At 61.7% G+C, this 20,495-nt stretch carries 13 protein-coding genes; 5 read left to right on the forward strand and 8 right to left on the reverse strand.

Annotated elements, in window-relative coordinates:
* Positions 1–19 precede the first annotated feature (19 nt).
* On the forward strand, positions 20–2,530 hold the full coding sequence (ptsP, locus tag C4J83_RS24810; protein WP_124418401.1) for a phosphoenolpyruvate--protein phosphotransferase: 2,511 nt from the start codon (positions 20–22) through the stop codon (positions 2,528–2,530).
* Positions 2,531–2,557: 27 nt separating this feature from the next.
* Positions 2,558–4,264, forward strand: a complete 1,707-nt coding sequence (gene nagE / locus C4J83_RS24815) for an N-acetylglucosamine-specific PTS transporter subunit IIBC (protein WP_124418402.1) — start codon at positions 2,558–2,560, stop codon at positions 4,262–4,264.
* Between the two features lie 118 nt (positions 4,265–4,382).
* Here the strand turns inward: nagE and C4J83_RS24820 are convergent, their stop codons facing one another.
* From C4J83_RS24820 to purL, 3 genes are all read right to left on the reverse strand, one after another.
* Positions 4,383–4,646, reverse strand: coding sequence for a DUF6124 family protein (locus C4J83_RS24820; RefSeq protein ID WP_124418403.1), 264 nt, complete (start codon positions 4,644–4,646; stop codon positions 4,383–4,385).
* A gap of 474 nt (positions 4,647–5,120) precedes the next feature.
* Positions 5,121–5,432: a YqfO family protein gene (locus tag C4J83_RS24825; RefSeq protein WP_106578295.1), complete on the reverse strand. Its 312-nt coding sequence runs from the start codon at positions 5,430–5,432 to the stop codon at positions 5,121–5,123.
* 4 nt (positions 5,433–5,436) lie between these two features.
* Entirely contained in the window at positions 5,437–9,333 is a 3,897-nt protein-coding gene (gene purL / locus C4J83_RS24830) for a phosphoribosylformylglycinamidine synthase (protein ID WP_124418404.1), read from the reverse strand.
* Between the two features lie 287 nt (positions 9,334–9,620).
* Here purL and mltF point away from each other — a divergent pair, with 287 nt between their 5' ends.
* Positions 9,621–11,081, forward strand: coding sequence for a membrane-bound lytic murein transglycosylase MltF (gene mltF, locus C4J83_RS24835; protein WP_106578293.1), 1,461 nt, complete (start codon positions 9,621–9,623; stop codon positions 11,079–11,081).
* Between the two features lie 138 nt (positions 11,082–11,219).
* Here mltF and C4J83_RS24840 read toward each other — a convergent pair whose 3' ends face one another.
* The 5 genes from C4J83_RS24840 to treP form a co-directional block, all read right to left on the reverse strand.
* Complete coding sequence (locus C4J83_RS24840) at positions 11,220–11,498, reverse strand: PTS sugar transporter subunit IIB (protein ID WP_124418405.1); 279 nt, start codon at positions 11,496–11,498, stop codon at positions 11,220–11,222.
* 2 nt (positions 11,499–11,500) lie between these two features.
* Positions 11,501–14,032 carry a phosphoenolpyruvate--protein phosphotransferase gene (gene ptsP, locus C4J83_RS24845; RefSeq protein WP_124418406.1) on the reverse strand — a complete coding sequence of 844 codons (2,532 nt, stop codon included), beginning with the start codon at positions 14,030–14,032 and terminating at the stop codon, positions 11,501–11,503.
* Between the two features lie 165 nt (positions 14,033–14,197).
* Positions 14,198–15,418 (reverse strand): maltoporin, encoded by a 1,221-nt coding sequence (locus tag C4J83_RS24855; RefSeq protein ID WP_124418407.1) that lies wholly within the window; start codon positions 15,416–15,418, stop codon positions 14,198–14,200.
* A 134-nt stretch (positions 15,419–15,552) separates the two neighbouring features.
* Complete coding sequence (gene treC, locus C4J83_RS24860; RefSeq protein WP_124418408.1) at positions 15,553–17,199, reverse strand: alpha,alpha-phosphotrehalase; 1,647 nt, start codon at positions 17,197–17,199, stop codon at positions 15,553–15,555.
* 65 nt (positions 17,200–17,264) lie between these two features.
* A complete protein-coding gene (gene treP, locus C4J83_RS24865) occupies positions 17,265–18,707 on the reverse strand; it encodes a PTS system trehalose-specific EIIBC component (protein WP_124418409.1) in 1,443 nt (480 codons plus the stop codon).
* Positions 18,708–18,959: 252 nt separating this feature from the next.
* On the opposite strand from treP, the gene treR reads away from it, so the two are divergent.
* Both treR and C4J83_RS24875 read left to right on the forward strand, forming a co-directional pair.
* On the forward strand, positions 18,960–19,664 hold the full coding sequence (gene treR, locus C4J83_RS24870; protein WP_106578287.1) for a trehalose operon repressor: 705 nt from the start codon (positions 18,960–18,962) through the stop codon (positions 19,662–19,664).
* Between the two features lie 20 nt (positions 19,665–19,684).
* Positions 19,685–20,455: an APH(3')-II family aminoglycoside O-phosphotransferase gene (locus tag C4J83_RS24875; RefSeq protein ID WP_124418410.1), complete on the forward strand. Its 771-nt coding sequence runs from the start codon at positions 19,685–19,687 to the stop codon at positions 20,453–20,455.
* Positions 20,456–20,495 lie beyond the last annotated feature (40 nt).

Here is a 20,495-nt window from a genome sequence, read left to right on the forward strand (position 1 = left end):
CCTGATGAGTACCGTGCCCATGTCCAACAACAATAATGAATTGACCCTCAGCGCCCCACTCAGTGGCCCGGTGCTCGCCCTGGGCGAGGTGCCCGACGAAGTGTTCGCCAGTGGTGCCATGGGTGACGGTATCGCCATCGACCCACTGAACGATTGCCTGCACGCACCGTGTGACGGGGTGATCATCCATGTCGCGCGCACCGGGCATGCCCTGACGATTCGTGCCGAAAACGGCGCCGAGGTGCTGATGCACGTGGGCATCGACACGGTGGAACTCAATGGCGAAGGGTTTGCGCTGCTGGTCAAGGAAGGCGCACGGGTGAGCAAGGGCCAGGCGCTGGTGCAGTTTGATCTGGACCGCATTGCGCGCCAGTGCAAAAGCCTGGTCAGCCTGATTATCCTGACCAATGGCGAGCGTTTTGAGCTGCGGCCGGTGGCAGGAAAAATCACCCAGGTCGGTGAGCCGTTGCTGCACATCGTCACGCGCTCAGCGACCACCCAGCAGGCGGTTGTGGATAACTCGGTCACCGAAGTCCGCGCCTGCGTGCGCATTACACACCGGGGCGGTTTGCATGCGCGCCCTGCCGCATTGATCCGCAAAACCGCACAGGGTTTCAGCAGCCACGCGCACTTGCACTTCGCGGGCAAGTCAGCGCCGTGCGACAGCCTGATTGGCTTGATGGGGCTGGGGATCGGTGAAGGCGACGAAGTGCGCGTCACTTGCCGCGGCAAGGATTGCGAGGCGGCGTTGCAGGCGTTGGTGGCGGCGCTGTCGGTGGCGGTCAGCGAAGAACACCACGCGCCCGTGGCGGTCGCCCCACGCAAGGCGAACACCGAAGCCGGTGTGTTGCAAGGCGTGTGCGCGGCACCCGGCCTGGTCTGCGGGCCGCTGTTGCGTCTCACCGGTATAGAACTGCCGGCCGACACCGGCAATCACTCGGCCGATGAACAACTGCAACGTTTGGACACGGCCCTTGAGCAAGTGCGTGGCGAGATCCGCACGACCCTGGACCACGCCCGCCAACGCAAAAACGTCGAAGAAGAAGAGATCTTCGCCGCCCACCTCGCCCTGCTGGAAGACCCGGCCCTGCTGGACGCGGCCACCGCGGCCATCGAACAAGGCAGCGCCGCCACCCACGCCTGGCGCGATGCAATCCAGGCGCAATGCGCGGTGTTGCTGGCGTTGGGCAAACCGCTGTTCGCCGAGCGCGCCAACGACCTGCGCGACTTGCAGCAACGCGTGCTGCGTTCACTACTGGGCGAAACCTGGCATTTCGAATTGCCTGCCGGGGCGATTGTCAGCGCCCACGAGCTGACGCCGTCCGACCTGCTGCAACTGAGTGCGCAACACGCGGCCGGCATCTGCATGGCCGAAGGCGGTGCTACGTCCCACGTGGCCATTTTGGCTCGCGGCAAAGGCTTGCCCTGCGTGGTGGCGCTGGGCGCAGCAGTGCTTGATGTGCCCCAAGGCCAACGCGTGGTGCTCGACGCGGTCAATGGGCGCCTGGAACTGACGCCCAGCGAGGCGCGTCACGCTGAAGTGCACCAGATTCGCGACGCGCAAAAACTGCGCCGCCAGCAGCAACAGACACAAGCACAAGAACCGGCGCACACCCGCGATGGCGTGTGTATTGAAGTGGCCGCCAACGTCGCCTCCAGCGCCGAGGCCCACGTGGCGTTTGAAAACGGCGCCGATGGCGTCGGCCTGCTGCGCACCGAATTCCTCTTCGTCGATCGCCGCACCGCGCCGGATGAACAAGAGCAGCGCCAAGCCTACCAAGCCGTGCTGGATGCCATGGGCGACAAGTCGGTGATCATCCGCACCATCGACGTGGGCGGCGACAAGCAGCTCGACTACCTGCCGCTGCCCGTGGAGGCCAACCCGGTGTTGGGCCTGCGCGGTATCCGCATGGCCCAGGTTCGGCCCGAACTGCTCGACCAGCAACTGCGCGCGCTGCTGCAAGTCAGCCCCTTGGCACGGTGCCGCATTCTGCTGCCGATGGTCAGCGAAGTGGATGAACTGCTGCAGATCCGCCAGCGCCTGGACGAGTTGTGTGCCGAGTTGGGGCTGACTCAGCGCCCGGAGCTGGGCGTGATGATCGAAGTACCCGCCGCCGCGTTGATGGCCGAGCAGTTGGCCCAGCACGCCGACTTCCTCTCCATCGGCACCAATGACCTGTCCCAGTACACCCTGGCCATGGACCGCGACCACGCCGGCCTCGCCGCGCGGGTCGATGCCTTGCACCCGGCGCTGCTGCGCCTGATCGCGCAAACCTGCGCGGGCGCGGCCAAGCATGGGCGTTGGGTCGGCGTTTGCGGTGCCCTCGCGTCCGATCCGCTGGCCACGCCAGTGCTGGTCGGCCTGGGCGTCAGCGAGCTGTCGGTGAGCCCGCCACAGATCGGAGAAATCAAGGACCGCGTCCGTCACCTGGACGCGGCTCACTGCCGGCAACTGAGCCTTGGCCTGCTCGACCTGAGCAGCGCCAAGGCGGTTCGCCAAGCCTGCCAACACCACTGGCCGCTGAGCTGACAACAACAAGAAAAAGGGAGACACGCCATGTATCAACATTTTATCGAAGGCTTACAACGCCTGGGCCGCGCGCTGATGCTGCCGATCGCGATCCTGCCGATCGCCGGCCTCTTGCTGCGCCTGGGCGACACCGACCTGCTCAACATCGCCGTGATGCACGACGCCGGGCAGGCGATCTTCGCCAACCTCGCGCTGATCTTCGCCATCGGTATTGCCGTGGGGTTTGCCCGCGACAATAACGGCACGGCGGGCCTGGCCGGTGCGATTGGTTACCTGGTGATGGTTTCCACGCTCAAGGTGATGGACACCACCATCAACATGGGCATGCTCGCCGGTATCGCCAGCGGCTTGATGGCGGGCGGGCTGTACAACCGCTTCAAGGACATCAAGTTGCCCGAATACCTGGCCTTCTTTGGCGGACGACGTTTTGTGCCGATTGTCACCGGCTTTTCGGCAGTGGCCCTGGGCGTGATCTTTGGCCTGATCTGGCCACCGATCCAGCACGGCATTAACAGTTTCGGTGTGCTGCTGATGGAAAGCGGCAGCTTTGGCGCCTTCGTGTTCGGCGTGTTCAACCGCCTGCTGATCGTCACCGGCCTGCACCATATCCTCAACAACATGGCGTGGTTCGTGTTCGGCACCTTTACCGACCCGACCACCGGCGCCGTCGTCACGGGCGACCTGACCCGCTACTTTGCCGGCGACCCCAAAGGTGGCCAGTTCATGACCGGCATGTTCCCGGTGATGCTGTTCGGCCTGCCCGCCGCGTGCCTGGCGATGTACCGCAACGCCCTGCCGGAACGCCGCAAGGTGATGGGCGGGATTTTCCTGTCGATGGCGCTGACCTCGTTCTTGACCGGCGTGACGGAGCCGATTGAGTTCGCGTTCATGTTCCTCGCGCCGTTTTTGTACCTGATTCACGCGGTACTCACCGGCCTGTCGATGGCCGTGACCAACATGCTGAATATCCACCTCGGTTTTACCTTCTCCGGTGGGTTTATCGACATGGTGCTGGGCTGGGGCAAGTCCACCAACGGCTGGCTGGTGTTCCCGGTCGGCCTGGCGTACGCGGTGATCTACTACAGCGTGTTCAACTACTGCATTCGCCGCTTCAACCTGAAGACGCCGGGACGTGAAGATATCCAGGTGGTGCAGGCCGAAGCGATGAGTGATAACCAACGGGCCGGCGCCTACATCCGTGCGCTGGGCGGTGCAGCGAATTTGCTGAGTGTCGGCGCCTGCACCACCCGCCTGCGCCTGGACATGGTGGATCGCAACAAAGCAGTGGACGCGGATTTGAAAGCACTGGGCGCCATGGCCGTGGTTCGCCCAGGCAATGGCGGGAGCTTGCAGGTGGTGGTCGGGCCGATGGCCGACAGCATTGCTGACGAGATTCGCTTGGCCATGCCATCGTTTGTTGCCAATGCGCCCGTGGCGGCTGCACCTGTGGATAAGCCGGTTGCGGTGAATGTGCAGGAGGCCGAGAAATGGCTGAAGGCCTTGGGTGGCCGCGAAAATGTACGGCAACTGGACGCCGTGGCGATGACCCGGTTGCGGGTGGAGTTGGGGGATGATTCGGTGTTGTCCGAGGCTGATCTGACGGCGCTGGGTTGCCAGGGTGTGAGCCAGTTGGACAGTGGAGTTTGGCACTTGTTGATTGGTGACAAGGCCTCGGGGTTGAGTGAGGCGCTGGAGCGGTTGGTCAGTGGCCGTGAGGTCGGCGTCAGGGTTTAGCGCTGTAGCAGCTGTTCTGGCCTCATCGCGGGCAAGCCCGGCTCCCACATTTGACTGTATTCACAGCTCAAAAATGTGGGAGCGGGCTTGCCCGCGATTGGGCCCGACAGGCGCCCGATTACTTCGGTTCAGGCACCTCAACTAAATCCAACACCCGATCCACCATCAACTGGATACCCTCCAGCATCCGATGAATTCCCAGCACCGCATCACGCTGCGGGCCGTCGATGTCAAACGCCAGATTGCCCGCCAGTGCTTGCACGGATGCCAGGTCTTGGGAGGCATTGGCCAGGAGGGTTTCGCTGTTCAGGTTGGGGAGTACGGTGAAGATTTGATCGGTGGGCTGAGAATCAGATGGAGGATTTGGACTGTCTTTGATCATGGTGTATTTCCTAGTGAGAGTTTAGGAACTACCAACATCACTTGCAGTTGATGGGTGGCAGCTGTGCGCGGGCCTGCAAGACCGAGTCCCACCAGCACCTCGGTAGACCCGAAGGTCTCCCGCACACAGCCGCCATAAATGACGACCATGAAAAAACGCCGCAATTATAAAGGCGCTTAGGAGTAACTGGTGAGGTTTCGGCGGGCTTGCAGTCCCGGTCGCCACATTGGCAGCGACCCGAGAAGATTAGTGAGGCCAGTTCCGAGGGACAACCTGAAAGGCATGTGGGAAAGGTCTGAGGTGCCTGTCCCGACGCCTTCGCGAGCAAGCCCGCTCCCACAGTTTGATCGGTGCCCGACGTGGCAATGCGGTCAAATGTGGGAGCGGGCTTGCTCGCGAAGAGGCCATCACAGCCAACAAAAAACCCGCTGACCAAACTGGCCCAGCGGGTTTCTTGTTTTCACAGCCAGCGCATCAAAAATCCGCCAGCTGCCAGACCTCATACGCCGGTGTCTCATACGGGTGACTCAGTTTGAGCGCAGCCACTACAGCCACGATCAATTCATCCGCCACCACCAGCTCAACCTTCCATTCTTCAACCACTTCAACCTGGCCCACCTGCCCGATAAACGGCTGACTGCCGTCCAACGCGCGGAATTGGCCCTGGCCCAGCACTTGCCAGGCGCAGCTGTCGTAGTTGCCGATGCGCCCGCCGCCAGCAGCGAAGACGGCGGTTTTCACCGTCTCCACATGGCTTGCGGGCACAAAGAAAGCGAGCTTGTACACCGCCTTAGTTCACCCACACGCGGGCGTTGCGGAACATGCGCATCCAGGCGCCGTCTTCGTTCCACTCTTCCGGGCGCCACGAGTTCTGCACGGCGCGGAATACACGCTCCGGGTGCGGCATCATGATGGTCACGCGACCGTCGCGGCTGGTCAGGCCGGTGATCCCGCGCGGCGAGCCGTTCGGGTTGGCCGGGTAGCTTTCGGTGACCTTGCCGTGGTTATCGACGAAGCGCATGGCCACGCAGCCGGACAGGTCGGCTTCGAGCAACGCTTCTTCGCTTTCGAACTCGGCATGGCCTTCGCCGTGGGCGATGGCGATTGGCATGCGCGAACCGGCCATGCCTTGCAGGAAGATCGAGTTGGACTCCTGCACCTGCACCATGGCCACACGGGCTTCGAACTGCTCGGAACGGTTACGCACAAAGTGCGGCCAGAACTCGCTGCCCGGGATCAGTTCGCTGAGGTTGGACATCATCTGGCAACCGTTGCACACACCCAGTGTGAAGCTGTCGTTACGCTCGAAGAAGCCTTGGAACGCATCACGCGCACGGCTGTTGAACAGGGCCGACTTGGCCCAGCCTTCACCGGCACCCAGCACGTCGCCGTAGGAGAAACCGCCACAGGCGACGAGGCCTTTGAACGCGTTGAGGTCAACGCGACCGGCGAGGATGTCGCTCATGTGCACGTCGATCGCATTGAAGCCGGCGCGGTCGAACGCAGCCGCCATTTCTACCTGGCCGTTGACGCCCTGCTCACGCAGTACCGCAACTTGTGGGCGAATGCCTTTTTTGATGTAAGGCGCGGCGATGTCCTGGTTGACGTCGAAGCTGAGCTTGGTGCTCAGGCCCGGGTTGTCTTCTTCCAGGATCACGTCGAATTCCTGCTCGGCGCAGTCGGCGTTGTCACGCAGGCGTTGGATCTGGTAGCTGGTCTCGGCCCACTGGCGTTGCAGCAGACGGCGCTGGCCGGCAAACACAGTGTCGCCATTGAAGGAGATGTTGACCTCACCGTTGTTGATCGGCTGACCGATCACTGCCACGCAGTCGTCCAGGCCGGCGGCGCTGAATTGTGCAAGCACGTCTGGCGTGGCGTCCTGGCGAACCTGGATCACGGCGCCCAACTCTTCGTTGAACAGGATGCCGTTGATTTCGGACGCATCCTCGGCAACGCTGTCGAGCACGATGTTCAGGCCGCAGTGACCGGCAAACGCCAGTTCTACAACGCTGGTCAGCAAGCCGCCGTCGGAACGGTCGTGGTAAGCCAGCAGGTGGCCGTCGGCGTTCAAGCCCTGGATCACGGCGAAGAAGGCTTTCAGGTCTTCGGCGTCATCCACATCCGGCGCGTGCTTGCCGAGCTTGCCGTGGGTTTGCGCGAGGATCGAGGCGCCCATGCGGTTCTGGCCACGGCCCAGGTCGATCAGGATCAGATCGGTGGTGCCCTTGTCCATGCGCAGTTGCGGGGTCAGGGTCTGGCGGATGTCGGTCACCGGTGCAAAACCGGTAACGATCAACGACAGCGGCGAGGTCACGCTCTTGTCGGTGCCGTCTTCGTTCCAACGGGTGGCCATGGACATCGAGTCCTTGCCCACCGGAATGGTGATGCCCAGCTCAGGGCACAGCTCCATGCCGACAGCCTTGACGGTGTCGTACAGGCGCGCGTCTTCACCTGGGTGACCGGCAGCGGACATCCAGTTGGCCGACAGTTTGATGTCGGACAGCTTGCCGATGCGGGAGGCGGCGATGTTGGTGAGGGTTTCACCAATGGCCATGCGGCCCGACGCCGGGGCGTCCAGCAGGGCCAACGGCGTGCGCTCGCCCATGGCCATGGCTTCACCGGTGTAGACGTCGAAGCTGGTGGCGGTGACGGCAACGTCGGCCACCGGCACTTGCCATGGGCCAACCATTTGGTCACGGGCCACGAGGCCGGTGATGGTGCGGTCGCCGATGGTGATCAGGAAGCTTTTGCTCGCCACGGCCGGGTGGTGCAGCACGCGTTCGATGCTGTCGGCCAGTTCGAGAGTGCTTGGGTCGAAGTCGTCGCCCAGCTCGGCTTCACGCACCGCCGAACGGTGCATGCGCGGGGCTTTGCCCAGCAGCACTTCCAGCGGCATGTCGACCGGGCTGTTGCCGAAGTGGCTGTCGGTGACCGTCAGTTGCGGCTCGGCAGTGGCTTCGCCGACCACGGCAAACGGGCAACGCTCACGCTCGCAGATGGCCTGGAAGCGCGCGAAGTCTTCAGGGCCGACGGCCAGTACGTAGCGTTCCTGGGATTCGTTACTCCAGATTTCGTGCGGGGCCATGCCCGGCTCGTCGTTTGGAATGTTGCGCAGTTCGAAACGACCGCCACGCTCGCCATCGTTGACCAGTTCCGGGAAGGCGTTGGACAAACCGCCGGCGCCGACGTCGTGGATGAAGCTGATCGGGTTCTTGTCACCCAGCTGCCAGCAACGGTCGATGACTTCCTGGCAGCGGCGTTCCATCTCTGGGTTTTCGCGCTGTACGGAAGCAAAATCCAGGTCGGCCGAGCTGGTGCCGGTGGCCATGGAGGAAGCAGCGCCGCCGCCCAGGCCGATCAACATGGCCGGGCCGCCGAGTACGATCAGCTTGGAGCCGACCAGAATCTCGCCTTTCTTGACGTGTTCTTCACGGATGTTGCCCATGCCGCCGGCCAACATGATTGGCTTGTGGTAGCCGCGCACTTCATCGCCACGCGGGGTGGTGATGGACTGTTCAAAGGTACGGAAGTAACCGGTCAGGGCCGGACGCCCGAATTCGTTGTTGAACGCGGCGCCGCCCAGCGGGCCTTCGATCATGATGTCCAGCGCGGTCACGATGCGCTCAGGCTTGCCGTACGGCACTTCCCACGGCTGTTCGAAACCTGGGATCTGCAGGTTGGACACGGTGAAACCGGTCAGGCCCGCCTTTGGCTTGGCGCCACGGCCGGTGGCGCCTTCGTCGCGGATTTCGCCGCCCGAACCCGTAGCTGCGCCCGGGAACGGGGCAATTGCGGTCGGGTGGTTGTGGGTCTCAACCTTCATCAGGATGTGCACCGGCTCCTGCACCGCGCCGTACTGGCGGGTCTCAGGGTCCGGGAAGAAACGGCCGGCCACCGAGCCGACGATCACCGAGGCGTTGTCCTTATAAGCCGACAGAACGCCTTCGCTGTGCATCACGTAGGTGTTCTTGATCATGCCGAACAGGCTTTTTTCCTGGCTTTGGCCGTCGATGTCCCAACTGGCGTTGAAGATCTTGTGACGGCAATGCTCGGAGTTGGCCTGCGCAAACATCATCAGCTCGATGTCGTGCGGGTTGCGCTTCAAGCCGTTGAAGGCGTTGACCAGGTAGTCGATCTCGTCTTCGGCCAGGGCCAGGCCCAGTTCGGTGTTGGCCTTCTCGAGGGCGGCGCGGCCACCGCCGAGCACGTCAATCGCAGTCAGCGGCTTGGGTTCGGCGTGGCTGAACAGGCCGGCAGCCTGTTCCAGCTGGCTGACGATGATCTGCGTCATGCGGTCGTGCAGGCTGCTGGCGATCAGCTCGGCTTCGGCATCGCTGAACTGGCCGGCAACATAGAAAGCGATACCGCGCTCCAGGCGCTGGATTTTTTCCAGGCCACAGTTGCGGGCGATATCACTGGCCTTGCTCGACCAGGGCGAGATGGTGCCGAACCGCGGCAGAACCAGGAACAAGCGGCCGTCAGGCTCTTGAACGGGAACGCTTGGGCCGTACTTCAGAAGGCGCGCCAGCACTTGCTGTTCGTCGGCGGTCAACACGCCGGTGACGTCGGCGAAGTGAGCAAATTCAGCATACAAGCCTGTAACCGCTGGAACCTTCTGGCTCAGTTGCTCAAGGAGTTTGCTGTGGCGAAAGGCAGAAAGGGCAGGAGCGCCGCGCAGGATCAACATCTTCGGGACAGCCTCGGGAAGGGGGTGTGCTTTGAGGCCGTGCATTCTAGCGTAAACCATCGCCAACGGCACCCGAAACGGCACGGCTGGCCGCTGCCGAACGTCAGTTGGCACGGTTTGCACAGTATCGGGGCATTTTCCGGGGCTGGGCGCGCAGTTATTTTAACCGTCACAAACCCTCGCCAACCCGCGTTTCTGCGGGCTGCAGCCCGGTTCTGCGGGCGCTAGCAGACAAGTCCGCTGCTGTCGAGATATGGCGCTGAGGGTCGTTTGCGTATACTGCGCAGATGTTCTCCCCTACTGCTTTGCGCCCGCGATGCGCCAAATGGCTGATCGCAACCGGACTCTTCCTGATGCTCAGCGCCTGTGTTGATAAACCCAGCACGCTCGAGCGAATCAAGGAGGATGGCGTATTGCGGGTGATCACCCGAAACAGCCCGGCCACGTATTTCCAGGACCGCAACGGTGAAACCGGTTTCGAATACGAACTGGTCAAGCGGTTTGCCGACGACCTGGGCGTGAAGCTGGAAATCGAGACCGCCGACAACCTTGATGACCTGTTCGGCCAATTGGGCAAACCCAACGGCCCGGTTCTGGCCGCCGCCGGTCTGGTCAGCAGCGAACAGCGCGAACAACAGGTGCGCTTCTCGCACCCTTACCTGGAAGTAACGCCGCAGATCATCTACCGCAACGGCCAGTCGCGCCCCACCACCGCAGCCGACCTGGTGGGCAAGAAGATCATGGTGCTCAAGGGCAGCACCCACGCCGAGCAATTGGCCGAGCTGAAAAAGCAAAATCCCGCGATTGAATACGAAGAGTCCGACGCCGTTGAAGTCGTCGACCTGCTGCGCATGGTCGACGAGGGGCAAATCGACCTGACCCTGGTGGACTCCAACGAAGTCGCGATGAACCAGGTGTACTTCCCCAACGTGCGCGTGGCCTTCGACCTCGGCAATGCCAGCCACCAAAGCTGGGCCGTGGCGGCAGGCGATGACAACAGCCTGCTCAACGAGATCAACAGCTACCTGGACAAGGTGGAAAAGAACGGCACCCTGCAGCGTCTTAAAGACCGCTATTACGGGCACGTCGATGTTCTCGGTTACGTCGGCGCCTACACCTTTGCCCAGCACTTGCAGCAACGCCTGCCCAAATACGAGAAGCACTTTCGAACTTACGCCAAGGAAGAAAAAGTCGACTGGCGCCTATTGGCGGCCATCGGCTATCAGGAATCACTGTGGCAACCGGCCGTCACCTCCAAGACCGGCGTGCGTGGCCTGATGATGCTGACCCAGAACACCGCCCAGGCCATGGGCGTGTCCAACCGCCTGGATGCCAAGCAAAGCATCATGGGCGGCGCCAAATACCTGGCGAAAATCAAGGATGAGCTGGACGACAGCATCGCCGAGCCGGATCGCACCTGGTTCGCCCTCGCCGCCTACAACGTCGGCACCGGCCATCTCGAAGACGCGCGCACATTGGCGAAGAAGGACGGCCTGAACCCCAACAAATGGCTGGACGTGAAGAAGATGCTGCCGCGCCTGGCGCAGAAGCAGTGGTACAGCAAAACCCGCTATGGCTATGCGCGCGGCGGTGAGCCGGTGCATTTTGTGGCGAACATCCGGCGTTACTACGACATCCTCACCTGGGTGACCCAGCCGCAGCTGGAAGGCAACCAGGTGGTCGACGGCAATTTGCATGTGCCGGGCGTGGACAAGACCAAGCCGCCGGAAGATAACCCGCAGCTGTAAGCCACTCGCCCAAACACTCCAAAACCCGTGGGGGAGCGGGCTTGCTCGCGAAAGCGGTGTGTCAGTCGACACATTCAGTGACTGGCACTCCTTCTTCGCGAGCAAGCCCGCTCCCACATTTTTGAGCTGCGCCTGGCTTCAGAGACCCGTGAGCAAATGCACGACGCCGCCGCCCAACACCATCACCCCCGGCACACCCGCCGCCTTTAACGCCGGCTCATCCAACCGCGTCGCATCCTGCAGTTGCACACGCACCCGCGTCAGCGCCACGCGTTGCTGCGACTTGAGGTTATCCGCGCCACCCAATGCACTCAGCACGCTGGCCGACAACAGACTCGGCGTCGGCGCCGCGACCGTCTCGGCAATCAAATCCGGGGTCAGGGCTTTCCAGAACGCCCGCTGCAATTTCTCGAACATGCTCAGTGCTCCACGACAGGTGAGGTTTGAACGGTAGCCGCGTGGTACTGGCGCAGGGCCTCGCGTACGTGCGCGGCTTCTTCCAGGCCCAGCACCTGGCGGGCAATGATCTGGCAGTCAGCCAGGTCCAGCTCGCGCACGGTGGCCTTGATGGTCGGGATCAGCGGCACGCTGACCGACAACTCATCCACGCCAAGCCCGATCAACATGGGTACCGCCAACGCTTCGGACGCCAACGCGCCACACACGCCCACCCACTTGCCATGGGCATGCGCGGCCTTGACGGTGGTGGCGATCAGGCGCAACACCGCAGGGTGAAAGCTGTCAGCCTGGCTGGCCAGCCGTGGGTGATCACGGTCCATGGCCAAGGTGTATTGGGTGAGGTCATTGGTGCCGATGGAGAAAAAGTCCACATGCGGGGCAAAGACATCGGCCATCAGCGCCGCAGACGGCACCTCGATCATGATGCCCAGCTTCGGCAACGCTTCAAGCCCCAGCGCCAGCGCTTCCTCTTCAAGAATCCTGCGCGCCAGGTGCAGCTCCGAGAGCAGACTGACCATCGGTAACATGATGTGCAGCCGCGCCAAACCGGCGCTGGCAAGGATCGCGCGAAACTGTTCGCGCAGGAGCTCGGGGCGCTCCAGGCACAGGCGGATACCGCGCAAGCCCAAAAACGGGTTGGTCTCGCTTTCCATCGGTACATAGGCCAACGGCTTGTCGCCCCCCACGTCCAGGGTGCGCACGACCAAATTGCGCTGAGTGCCCAGGGCGCGGGCGATGGCGCTGTAGGTGCCCGCTTGCTCCTCGGGGCTGGGTGCGCGGTTGCGGTCCAGGTAGAGAAATTCCGAACGCAGCAGGCCGACGCCTTCACCGCCCAGGGCCAGGGACTGCTCCACTTCCTGCAATGAAGCGACGTTGGCCGTGACCTCAACGTGATGACCGTCGCGGGTCGTGGCCGGCAAGGCCGCCTGCGCCACCTCACGCTGGCGGCGCTGCACTTGCTGATCACGGGCCGCCTGCAGTGTTTCGATTTCCGCCAGGTCTGGCTCCAGGTGCAGCTCGCCTTTGTCGGCATCGAGCAGGACTTGTTTGCCATTAGCCAGTGCCAACACCTGCCCTGGCACACCGCAAATCGCCGGCAGGCCGAGCGCACGGGCGAGGATCGCCACATGACTGGTCGCGCCGCCGCCGACAGTGACAAACCCCAGCACCTTGCGTGTATCCAGGCTGGCGGTTTGTGACGGCGTCAGTTGCTCGGCGATCAGGATGGCCTGCTCGGGCAAGTCCCATGCGCGGTCCTGGATACCGAGAATCAGCTTCAACACGCGCTGGCCGACATCGGCCAAATCCGCCGCGCGCTCGGCGAGCAACGCATTGCCCAGGCCCTGGAACAGCTTGGCGGTGGCAACGGTGGCGCTGTTCCAGGCAAAGGCGGCGCTTTTGCCTTCGGCCAGCAGGCCGTGGGCTTGCTCCAGCAGGGTCGGGTCTTCGAGCAACTCCTGATGGGCCCTGAAAATTTCGGCCTGGGCGCTGCCGGCCGCCTTGGCTTGCAGGGTTTGCAGCGCCTCGGTCGCCGCCAGCAGGCCACGCGTCAACGCGTCGCGCTCGGCGGTTTCGCCCGTGCCGTTTTCAATGATGTTCAGCTCCGGTTCTGCCACCTGCACAACCTGGCCAAATGCCGAACCCGGTGACGCACACACGCCACGCAGCAACGCGGCCGACGACACGGGCGCGACTGCCTCAATCACCTGCGCCGGTGCCGCAACCGTTTCGCCGCAGCCCTCGGCCAACAGCGCGACCAATGCCTTGATCGCCGCGTCGGCATCGTTACCCGCCGCACTGACCTGCAAGGTGTCGCCCTGTGCGGTTTGCAGCGCCATGATCGCCACCAGGGATTTTGCGTTGGCGCTTTGGGTTTGCTTGTGCAAGTAAATGCTCGCCTTAAAACCCTTGGCCGCCTGGGCAAGCACTGCCGCAGGGCGGGCGTGCAAGCCGTTGGCGTTGGGCAAGCTCAGCGGCTTGGAGAACAGGGCCTCACCCTCCTCCTGCGCGACTGCTGCAGTTGCCTCGCCGGGGGATACTCGCAGCAGCGGCTGGCCAACATCCACGCAATTGCCGTCGGGCGCCAACAGCGTAAACGGCTCGCCGCTGACCACCAGCATCAAGGTCAACAAACTGCGCGCAGTGAGCGCCACGTAATCGGCATCGAATTCAATCAGCGGCTGCCCAGCTTCCACTCGCTGGCCTTCCTGCACCAGCCGCGTGAAGCCCTGGCCTGCCAGGTTCACCGTGTCCAGGCCGATATGCATCAGCACCTGGACGCCGTTGTCGTCGGTAACGCTGACCGCATGGCCACTGTCCTGAAGACTGCTGATCACCCCGGCCAGCGGCGCGCAAAGGGTCTGCGAGGTGGGATCGATGCACAGGCCGTCGCCGATCATGCGACTGGCGAACACCGGGTCGGGCACCTGATCCAGCGCCAGCAGCACACCCGATAGCGGCGCCAGCAGTTCCAGGGGTTGCGTTGTGGTCATGACTTCACCTGCTGTTTTGTTCTGTAAAAATCATAGGGCGAACGAAGATCCAATGTGGGAGCTGGCTTGCCTGCGATGCTGGCGACTCGGTTTCTCAGTAGAACCGAGGTGTTGCTATCGCAGGCAAGCCAGCTCCCACATAAAACTCATTCACTTAAATCCGCGTTATTTCCACCAGTATTCGACCTGCACACCCACATTCGAGCCATGCCGCGCTGTGCCGTAGGCGCCGGTGTCGGACAACGCCGAGCCCGCCGCCAATTCATTCGCCGCGCGCTTGGCCGCTTCGTTCCAGGTTGCATAGGTGTAGTACAAACGCACTTCCGGCCGCGCCCAGAAATCCGGGCCATTGGGCGACCAGGTCGGGGCGAAGGTGAATTTGCTCAGCTTGCGCGTGCCACCGGTGGCGTCGACCTGATCATGCCCAAGTTCGGTGACCAGTTTGAACTGCTCGCTGATGGCATACGCCGGGCGCACGCCGATGGACATCCAGGTTTGGTCCTGGCTGCCAGGGCGAATATCTTTTTGATACACCGCCTCGACCTGCCCGCCGAAACGCGGGGTCACCTGCCAGTCGAAAAACTCCACGGCGCGGTAGCTTTTACTGCTGTTATCCAACGCGGTGTTGCCGGTGTAGCCCAAGCCCGTGCCGGGGCCTTCGCCGTACTGCAAGGCAAACTTGTTCTTGCCGCCCAGGAAAGTTTTTTGCACATGCTGCGCCGTGATTGCCCAACCGCTGTTGGCGTCGCGCCCGCCGGCTTTTTCGATGTAGCTCAAGCCAAACTCCAGCTCACCGCCGGGGTTGGTCTTGAACCCCGCGACGTTGAAGTCGTGACGGGTGGCGTATTCCTTCTGGTATAGGTTGTCCTTGCGGGAAATGGCGTAGCTGTATTTGAGGTCGCCGATCAGCACGTCCTCGACGCCGCCGCCCGTGGCGCTCTGGTTCCAGTAGTAGAAGTCGGAGATATGGATGTCGTTACGTTTGTAGTAACGCCGGCCCGCCCACACCGAGCCGCCATTGAGGCTGGGCAAATTGGACCACTGCGCATACATCTGCGGCATGCGCGCCGAGCCGTTGTCTTCGCCCTGGAACTTCAGGGCACGGTCGTACTTGTTGTACAGCGATGCCATGGCATCGACGCTGAGCACCGAGCCGTCATCGAGGGTCAGCAGGTCCTGGCGCAGCTCAAGCTCGGCGTACTGCTCGCATTCGTTACCCAGACGGTATTTGGATTGCGCCCCCGGCAACTGGAAGCACTGCTGCTTGCCACTGCCCGTTGAAGTGCCCGCGCCGCTGCGCAAGTAACCGGCAAATTCCAGGGCCTGCGCGGCAAAAGGTGCGGTGAGGCATGACGCAATGAGGCCCAGCTTTATTGTTGTTTTCATGAAGCACTCCTTTTATTTTTATTTTTTTCTTACTTTTTGTCTTTCGCGCGGCGTGCAGGGGCCTGCTCGCTGGCAATGGCGCGCTCAGGGCGCTATCGCCGGCAAGTGGGCTCCTACGGGTGACCCGCGGTGGTTCAGTCGGTCAGGTGCAGGACGAAAGATTCATAGGGGCGCAACACCACCGTGGCCGTACGCAACGGGCAATCGGGGTAGTTGCTGATCAGCAGGCGCTGCGCGCTCGACGCGTTGATCACGCCTTGCGGCAGCTGGATTTCGCAGGGTTTGCCATAGAAGTTGTTCACCACCAGCAAGCGCTCGCCATGGCCTTCGCGCAGGTAGGCCCAGACCTGAAGGTGGTCTTGCAGCAGTGGGCGATAAACCCCCGCCTGAATCAGCGGCTCATGCCGACGCAACGCAATCAGCGCACGGTAGTGATGCAGCACCGAATCCGGGTCATCCCGTTGGCTTTCGACGTTGATCTGCGCCGCGTTGGCTGGAATACCGATCCAGGGTTCACCGCTGCTGAAACCGGCGTTGACTTCAGTGCTCCACTGCATCGGCGTGCGGCCGTTGTCGCGCGACTTCTGCATGATCGCCGCCATGCTCGAGGCCTCGGACTCACCGGCATCGCGCTTGAGCCGGAAGATGTTCAGGGTCTCGACATCGCGGTACTGCTCGATCGTGTTGAAGCCAGGATTGGTCATGCCCAACTCTTCGCCCTGGTACACATACGGCGTGCCCTGAAGGAAGTGCAGCGCCGTGGCGAGCATCTTGGCCGAGACCACGCGGTGCTCGCCGTCGTCACCAAAACGCGAGACCACCCGCGGTTGGTCGTGGTTACACCAGAACAGCGCATTCCAGCCACCACCGGCCTGCATGCCCAGTTGCCAGTCAGAGAAAATCTGCTTGAGCTGCAGGAAATCAAAGTCGGCCTTCACCCACTTTTGCAGGTTCGGGTAGTCGACCTTCAAGTGATGAAAGTTGAAGGTCATCGACAGCTCTTTCGACTCAGGATTGGAGTAGCGAATGCAGTGTTCCAGGCTGGTGGACGACATCTCGCCGACATTGATCAGGTCATGCCCTTCGAAGACTTCGCGGTGCATTTCCTGCAGGTATTCGTGCACGTTCGGGCCGTCGGTGTAGAAGCGACGACCATCAGTGTTGTCTTCGGGGAAATCGGCGGGCTTGGAGATCAGGTTGATCACGTCCAGGCGGAAACCGCCCACGCCCTTGTCGCGCCAGAAGCGCATCAACTTGAACACTTCGGCGCGCACCTTGGGGTTGTCCCAATTGAGGTCGGCCTGGGTGTGGTCGAACAGGTGCAGGAAGTACTGGCCGGTTTGCGCTTCGTATTCCCAGGCGGAGCCGCCGAACTTTGACTCCCAGTTGTTTGGCTGGTCGCGCCAGATATAGAAGTCGCGGTACGGGTTATCGAGGCTGCTGCGCGCCTGCTGGAACCACTCGTGCTCGATGGAGGTGTGGTTGACCACGATGTCGAGCATCAGCGTGATGCCGCGCTTGGCCGCTTCGCTGATCAGCAGGTCGCAGTCGGCCATGGTCCCGTAGCTTGGGTCGATGGCGTAGTAGTCGCTGATGTCATAGCCGTTGTCGCGCTGCGGCGAGCGCAGGAATGGGGTGATCCACAGGCAATCCACGCCCAGCCATTTCAGGTAATCGAGCTTGTCCACGATGCCCAGCAGGTCACCGGTGGCGTTACCCGCGTGGCTGTGGAAGCTTTTTGGGTAGATCTGGTAGATCACCGAGTGCTGCCAGTTTTGCATGGTGGGTTCCTTCAATTTGAAATGCGATCAACTGTGGGAGCTGGCTTGCCTGCGCTAGCGGTAGGTCAGGCGACCCTGTATCCAGGCCGAACAATCTTCATGCTCAACACACAGGTCAAAACAAACGGCACGACAATCGCGATCGACATCCCAATCAAAAACACCGGGATGAACTGCGGAATAATCGAGATAAAGCCAGGCAAGCCGCCCACCCCAATGGCAGAGGCCTGGACCTGGTTCATCGCCAGGAAAACACTGGCCATGGCCGAGCCGAGCAACGCTGAATAGAACGGAAACTTGAAGCGCAGATTGATGCCGAACATCGCCGGTTCAGTGATGCCGAAGTAAGCGGAGATTGCGGAGGTGGACGCCATGCTTTTGTCTCGTGCATTGCGCGTCATGTAGAACACCCCAAGCGCCGCACTGCCCTGGGCCAGGTTAGACATGACGATCATTGGCCAGATAAAGGTGCCACCCTGAATGGCGATCAATTGCAGGTCCACGGCAAGGAACATGTGGTGCATGCCGGTGATCACCAGCGGTGCAAACAGCAGACCGAATATCGCCCCGCCCAACATTGGCGCCAGGTCGAACAGCGTGACCAGGCCTTGGGTGATCAGGATGCCCAGGTGACGGGTCACAGGGCCGATAATCGCCAGCGCCAGCACGCCCGTGACGACAATGGTGGTGATTGGAATCACCAGCAATTGAATGGCATTGGGTACACGCGCCTTCAGCCATTTCTCGATGACGCTCATGACATAGGCGGCCATCAGGATCGGCAGTATTTGCCCCTGATAGCCCACCTTCTCGATTTTGAACCAGCCGAAAATATCGAAGTACGGCATGCTCTGACCATCAAGCCCGCTGACCGCCTTACCGTAGTTCCAGGCATTGAGCAGGTCCGGGTGCACCAGCATCAGGCCGAGCACGATGCCGAGTATTTCACTGCCGCCAAACCGCTTGGCCGCCGACCAGCCCACCAGCGCGGGCAGGAACACAAACGAAGTGTTGGCCATCAGGTTGATCAGGCTCCACACCCCGTCCAGGTTCGGGTAGGCCTCCAGCAAGGTCTTGTCCGCGATGAACATGCCCTTTGCGCCCATCAGGTTGTTCACACCCATGAGCAAGCCGGCAATGATCAGCGCCGGCAGGATCGGCATGAACACATCGGAGAACACCCGCACCAGGCGCTGCATAGGGTTGATCTTGTCAGCGCTTTTCTTTTTCACGTCGGCGATGGTGGAGGCGGCAAGACCGGTCTGCTCGCGCAGGGCGGCGTAAACCCGCTCCACTTCACCGGGGCCTATCACCACCTGGAACAGGCCGCCGGTGAAGAACGACCCCTTGACCAGATCGACCTGGTTCAACGCACTGCTGTTGACCAGGCTCGGGTCCTTGAGCGCCAGGCGCAGGCGGGTCACGCAATGGGCAGCCTGCTCAAGGTTGTCGCTGCCCCCAAGGTTCTCGAGAATCTCGCGAGCAATAGTCGAATAGTCGTGGCTCATGCTTGGTTTCCACTTTGATTTTTTTATTTGGGGGCAGTCATTGGCAGCACGCCGAGGGCAAAAGTACTCGTCTGTACGAGTTAAAGCAACAACTCGTCTGTACGAGTTACAAATAGTTTAATTTTCTGAATGTGGAGTCAGACTTTTCCTCTATTCCACAGGCGGCCAATGGACAAAGCCCACCTCTGCCACTAAGGTTCCTGCCTTGAACGCGCAGTTCACCCTCATCAAGTCGGGCATAGAGCCATCCCCATGAGCAAATACAACCAGATCTATACGGATCTGCTTGCCAACATCACCACCGAACGCCTGCAACGCGGCACGCGCCTTCCCTCCGAAACCGAACTGATGGACGCCTACCAGGCCAGCCGTGGCACCGTGCGTCGCGCAATCGAGCAGCTTCAGGAGCGCGGTTTCGCGCAAAAAATTCACGGCAAGGGCACGTTCGTGCTGTCGCCCAACCCGATCGAGTTTCAACTGGGCGGCATCGTCAGCTTCCACGAAACCCACGCTGACCTGGGCGATGACGTACGCACCGAAGTCGTCGAGTTCAGCCAAGTCCCGCTGGAAGGTTCACTGCTGCAACACATCGAGGCCGAACCCGGCACTCTGATCACGCGGATCAAACGGGTACGGCGCATCGGCGGCAAACGGGTGATCCTCGACATCAACCACTTCGTTGCCGAACTGATCCCCGGTCTGGACCGCGACATCGCCGAACAGTCCATCTACGCGTTTATCGAACAAACGCTGCAGCTGCAGATCAGCTACGCGCAACGCACCATCGAAGCCCTGCCGCGCAGCAAGGACGATCAGACCCACCTGGACCTCGAAGGTCAGAGCCATGTGATCGTGGTGAGTAACCAGACGTTTTTGCAGGATGGGCGGCAGTTCGAGTACACCGAGTCGCGGCATACGCTGGACAAGTTTTACTTCTCGGATATTGCGCGGCGCTGAGGCCAGAGAGGTCAGGTACTGTGAATATCCCAGACAAGTGGCGTACACAGTTTGCGCAGGCGCTGATTGAGCAACAGGCCATCGGTGAATCGCGGGCGGACGTGTTCCGCCTGCGCCAGGTCGGGCGTAAGGATTTGTTCCTGAAGGCCGAACCCCTGGTGGCGTTCAGCGAACTTGCGGACGAAATCGAGCGCCTTCGGTGGCTCCAGCAGGTTAATTTGCCTGCACCCGTTGTACTGGATGAGCTGATAGACACCCACCACCATTGGCTGCTGATGACCGCCGTGCCTGGGCAGGACCTGGCCAGCGCCAACACGCTGCCCGCCGCGCAGACCGTCGACATCCTGGCGACAGCCCTGCGCACCCTGCACCAGGTACCCATCGCGCAATGCCCCTTCGATCACGCCCTGCAACAGCGCATCGCGCTCGCGCGGGCGCACGTCAATGCCGGGCTGATCGATGAGACGGACTTCGACGACGAACGACTCGGGCGAAGCCTCGAGGATGTGTTCGCCGAGCTCTTGTCGACCCAGCCCAACACCCACGACCTGGTAGTGACCCACGGTGACGCCTGCCTGCCGAATTTCATGGCCGCAGACGGCCGTTTCAGCGGCTTTATCGACTGCGGACGCCTTGGCATCAGCGACCGCTATCAAGACCTGGCCCTGGCGGCACGCAGCATCGAACGCAACGTTGGGCCGAAATGGGTAAAGCCATTCTTTGAGCTTTATGGTGTTGAGCCTGATGAGCAGCGGATGAAGTTTTACTGCCTGCTGGATGAGTTTTTCTAAACGCCTGACGCCTGAAACGCAAAACCCCGGCACATGGCCG

The sequence above is a fragment of the Pseudomonas sp. LBUM920 genome (genome assembly GCF_003852315.1).
In the GTDB taxonomy this organism is placed as follows: Bacteria; Pseudomonadota; Gammaproteobacteria; order Pseudomonadales; family Pseudomonadaceae; genus Aquipseudomonas.